3 protein-coding genes and 1 pseudogene are annotated in these 4,503 nt (G+C 63.8%); 3 read left to right on the top strand and 1 reads right to left on the bottom strand.

The genetic code is table 11. The features are described 5' to 3' along the window. The 3 genes and pseudogenes from JOZ76_RS33700 to JOZ76_RS33690 all read left to right on the top strand — a co-directional run. Positions 1-787, top strand: a pseudogene (locus tag JOZ76_RS33700) (hypothetical protein); the annotation flags it as partial. A gap of 52 nt (positions 788-839) precedes the next feature. Beyond that, the gene (locus tag JOZ76_RS33695; protein WP_291705702.1) at positions 840-2,030 is read left to right on the top strand and encodes an ATP-grasp domain-containing protein; all 1,191 of its coding nucleotides are present in this window, start codon (positions 840-842) and stop codon (positions 2,028-2,030) included. Beyond that, positions 2,027-3,535: a pyridoxal phosphate-dependent decarboxylase family protein gene (locus tag JOZ76_RS33690; protein WP_291705701.1), complete on the top strand. Its 1,509-nt coding sequence runs from the start codon at positions 2,027-2,029 to the stop codon at positions 3,533-3,535. Before JOZ76_RS33695 ends, JOZ76_RS33690 begins: the two co-directional genes overlap by 4 nt. Positions 3,536-3,640: 105 nt before the next feature. Here the strand turns inward: JOZ76_RS33690 and flbT are convergent, their stop codons facing one another. Then, entirely contained in the window at positions 3,641-4,069 is a 429-nt protein-coding gene (flbT, locus tag JOZ76_RS33685; RefSeq protein WP_291705700.1) for a flagellar biosynthesis repressor FlbT, read from the bottom strand. Positions 4,070-4,503 lie beyond the last annotated feature (434 nt).

Genomic DNA, 4,503 nt, shown 5'->3' with positions numbered 1-4,503 from the left:
CCGTACGCGACTCCAAAACTATCTCGATCGCGGCTACATGGTGCTGATCTCGGGCTCCAAATTCTTTGGCGGTCCCGCGTTCAGCGGTGCGCTGCTCCTTCCCGGCTGCATCCCATGTCCACGCGGCGATGCGTTCGCCGATAGCCTGAAAGACTACGCTGGCCGAAGCGACTGGCCGAAAGGGTGGACGTTGCGATCGCAGCTTTCAAACCGCCCCAATCTCGGCCAATGGCTGCGCTGGGAGGCGGCGCTCGAGGAGATCGGCGCATATTACCGCGTCCCCGCCGACTTTCGGACATCCGCGCTGAGGCAGTTGCATGATGGCGTCGAGAGCCTGATGGCGCGCTCGCCCTCGCTTGATCCGGTCATGGCCAGCGGCCCCGCCTGCGGCGGCGACGACGAAGAGTTTTCCTGTCCGACGATCTTTCCGTTCATGATCCGCCGGCGCGGGATGCCAATTTCAGCCGACGAGTGCCAGCTTCTCTATCGCGCATTGGCGAGGGATGTCCGTGAGTTCGTTGTCGGCAGCGCACGCAACCAGGAGATTGCGGGCCGCCGCTGCCTTCTCGGACAACCTGTTCGCGTCGATGGCGCGCAACCGACGGCGGTGCTGCGGCTCTGCCTCGGCGCGCGGCAGGTCATAGAGGCCTGGGCGCCTGATCCAGGCCTCGCTCAGCAGCGTCTGCAAGGTGAACTGGATCGCATCGCGGCTCTGCTCGCGAAGCTGGAATTGGTGCTTGATCGTATGGGCGAGTTGAGATCGACGGAGTTGTCGCATGGAGTCTAAGCCGCTGGAGCTACGGGTCGCGGCTCGCGCCGATCGCGCGGAGCAGGTTGGATTGGCGCGGCTTGCCAAGGCCGCATTCGATGGCAAGGATCTGCGCCCAAAATGGCGGGAGCTGATCGGCAAGCTTCTTGATGGCACGGCGAGCGCGGGCGAGGGGCTCGACCTCGGCTTGATCGCGCAACTGCTCGGCGACAAGCCGGCGGGGCTTGCCATTCAGCACGACGTGCTCAGATCGCATCAGCTGTTCGGCACGCGCTGCCATGTGCCGGAGCCGCGCCTAAAACTTCTGGCACTCGCCGCCGAAACCGATCTTGGCAGCAACACGCCGATCGAATTCCTTCTGGAGGAGTCCGCCGTCGAGCTGACGACGCTCTACCTGCTTCCCGGCGCGGAGCTGCTCGACCCGCTGCCGGATCACGACCTCGCCATCGTCATCGCCTCGGATTCCGAGGATTGCCGCGCTGCGCTGCGCACGATCGAGGCCGTGGCGACGCGTTGGCCGCGGCCGCTTCTGAATCCGCCAAAGCTGATCGGAAATCTCGATCGCGACAAGCTGCATCGCCTGCTGCAGGGTATCGATGGGCTGGCAATACCCGCAACCTTCGCCGTCGGCCGGGAACGTCTGCTGCAGGCCTCGCCGTCGGCCGATGCGTTCGATGGCATCGCGCCCGGTCTCGCATTTCCGGTCATCATCCGGCCGCGCGGGTCGCATGCCGGGGTCGGGCTGGCCAAGGTCGATGACCGCCAGGCCATGGTCCGCTATCTCGCGGAGCGGCCGGAAGCAGAGTTCTTCGTCTCGCGCTTCGTCGATTATTCCGGCGAGGACGGCCAGTTCCGCAAATATCGCGTCGCCTTCATCGAGGGCCGGCCCTATGCGGGTCATATGGCGATCGCCGATCGCTGGGACATCTGGTATCTCAACGCACACATGTCGGCGAGTGCGAGCAAGCGCCTCGAGGAAGAGACGTTCATGCGAACGTTCGACATCGGTTTCGGGCGTCGGCATCGCTCAGCGCTTGACGCGCTGGCGCAGCGTATCGGGCTCGAATATTTCACCATCGATTGCGCTGAAACCAGGGATGGTGCGCTCCTGATCTTCGAAGCCGATAACACGGCGGTCGTTCACAACATGGATCCGCCGGACGTGTTTCCCTACAAGGGCCCCCAGATGCGCAGGATCTTCGACGCGTTCGTGGCGATGCTTGCGCGTCGTGTGCGCGAGAGGGGCGAAGAGGCGGCATGACCAGGGCGCTTCGCGAGACGCGGCTTGAATCCGAGCCGAGCCAGACCCTCGATCCGAAGGACTGGAACGAGGTCCGCGCACTCGGACATCGCATGCTCGACGACATGATCGATCATGTCGCGGGCATTCGCGAGCGGCCGGTCTGGCAGCCGATTCCGGACGCGATCCGGTCGCGTTTTCGCGACGGTCTGCCCAAAAGCCCGTCGGAACTAAATGACGTCTATCGGGAGTTCTCCGATTGCATCGCGCCCTATGCGACCGGCAACGTCCATCCCGGTTTCATGGGCTGGGTGCATGGCGGGGGCTCCGTCGTCGGCATGCTCGCGGAAATGCTGGCGGCGGGCCTCAACGCCAATCTAGGCGGACGCGATCATGTGCCGATCGAGGTCGAGCGTCAGATCGTTCTATGGATGCGCGAGCTGTTCGGTTTTCCCGGTACCGCCAGCGGCATCTTCGTCACCGGCACCTCGATGGCCAATCTAATGGCGGTGCTGGTGGCACGGACGGCGGCGCTCGGTGCATCCGTAAGACAGCGCGGCGTTCGAGACGAGGAAGCGGCGCTCACGGCCTACACATCGAAAGCGGCGCATGGCTGCATCGCCAAGGCGATGGATATCGCCGGGCTCGGCAGTGATGCCTTGCGCTCTGTCGAGGTCGATCAGTCGCACCGCATCGATGTCGCGGCTTTGCGGGCCAGGATTGCCGGCGATCGCGCGGCGGGCTTGACGCCGTTTCTGGTGGTGGCATCCGCCGGCACCGTCGATATCGGTGCGATCGACGATCTCGCCGCGATCGGCGCGCTCTGCGCCGAGGAAAACCTCTGGTTCCATGTCGACGGCGCGTTCGGTGCGCTCGGCATGCTCTCGCCGGTCCTGGCGCCGTTGCTGAGCGGGATCGAACAGGCCAATTCGATTGCGCTCGATTTCCATAAATGGGGGCAGGTGCCCTATGACGCCGGCTTTCTGCTGGTGCGCGATGGCGAGCGGCACCGCGCGGCTTTCGCCCGGCCAGCGGCCTATTTGCGGCGCGAGAGCAGGGGGCTTGCGGCGGGTTCGCTGTGGCCGTGCGATTTCGGTCCCGATCTGTCGCGCGGCTTTCGGGCGCTCAAGACATGGTTCACGCTGAAAACCTACGGGACCGAGAAGCTCGGCGCGATGATCGCGCGGACTTGTGCGCTCGCCGGTTACCTGGAGGCCCGCATTCTGGCCGAGCCGCGGCTCGAATTGCTGGCGCCGGTCAACCTGAACATCGTCTGCTTTCGCTACCGGTCCGCTGATGCGAACCGCGTCAATGGCGAGATCGTCATCGATATCCAGGAATCCGGGATATCGGCCCCGTCGACGACCATGCTTGATGGGCAGCTCGCCATCCGTGCCGCCATCGTCAATCATCGCACCGATACCTGCGATCTCGACGCCCTGATCGCGGCGGTGCTGGAGTTCGGTGCGCGCCATGCGAGCGCAAGCGAGGCTCCGGAGATCGAGGCGCCGCCGCTCGCGCTGTGAGCGGGCTACCGCCGCGCGATCAGCCGGCGCTCAAGGAATTTCGGCGCCGGATCGACCTCGGCTGGTCGATGCGGCGCCGCTGGACGAAAGATGGCGATGTGGAAGCTAGGCTGCCGTGCCGACCGCGCGGGCCTGGGCCTGGACCTGCTCGTGGTGGTCCTTGAGCTTCTGTTCATAGGCGATCAGCTTGCGGGCTTCCTTGAGCGCCCGGTAGAAGTCGCCGTTGAGGATGAAGTTGTTGATTTCCTCGATGATGGTCCAGGCGCTGGGAACGGCGGTGACGATCTCGCGCACGAGGTTGAAATAGGTGCCGTGCTGGCCTTGCGGGTCCGGCGAGATGTACATCAACTGCACTGCCAGATAGACGAGCTTCGCCGGAGTGTCGGCGGTCTCCGGCGTCAGGATGTCCTTCTCGCGTAGGATCGGAATGTTGTCCCCATCGATCAGCAGCCGGGCGCGTTGATCGGTGTTGGTGATCACGCACGAGCCGATGATGACCCGTTCGTGCGGCTTGAGCTCGACTTTCAACGCCATGACCGTTCTCCCTTACCGGCTTCTGCCAAGATAATCGTCGCGGCGATTCTGGGCATGATGCGATCAATGATCGCCGGATGATTCCCGGCGATCCTTTCTGATTAGGGTTAATGCCTCGTTAATGGCGGCCGCGCCCGCGTAAAACAGCAGCGATTTCAAGATCATTTTCGCGCGACGCTGAGCCCTTGCCGCACGACGATCGCCGATCTTGGTGACCAATGTGCGAACGGGACGATTCCACTTCACGTTTTGTTAGAGGCTTGGCGGCACCGTCGCCCGGACGCTCGATCAATCAGGATCGAGGCCAAGTCTGTTCGCTACCAGAAAGGTAACACAATGTCCGGTATTGTTCTCTCGGCGTCCGTGCGCCAGAACCTGCTGTCGTTGCAGTCGACCGCCGACCTGCTCGCCACCACCCAGAATGACCTCGCCAC

It is taken from the genome of Bradyrhizobium sp., assembly GCF_019244115.1.
Taxonomy (GTDB): domain Bacteria; phylum Pseudomonadota; class Alphaproteobacteria; order Rhizobiales; family Xanthobacteraceae; genus Bradyrhizobium.
Note: the sequence above shows the minus strand (reverse complement) of the source record. Positions and strands in the feature narration are given on the sequence as shown.

Coding starts and splice junctions, on each gene's coding strand:
- JOZ76_RS33690 (WP_291705701.1), top strand. CDS start 2,027: ATGACCAGGGCGCTTCGCGAGACGCGGCTTGAATCCGAGCCGAGCCAG.
- flbT (WP_291705700.1), bottom strand. CDS start 4,069: ATGGCGTTGAAAGTCGAGCTCAAGCCGCACGAACGGGTCATCATCGGC.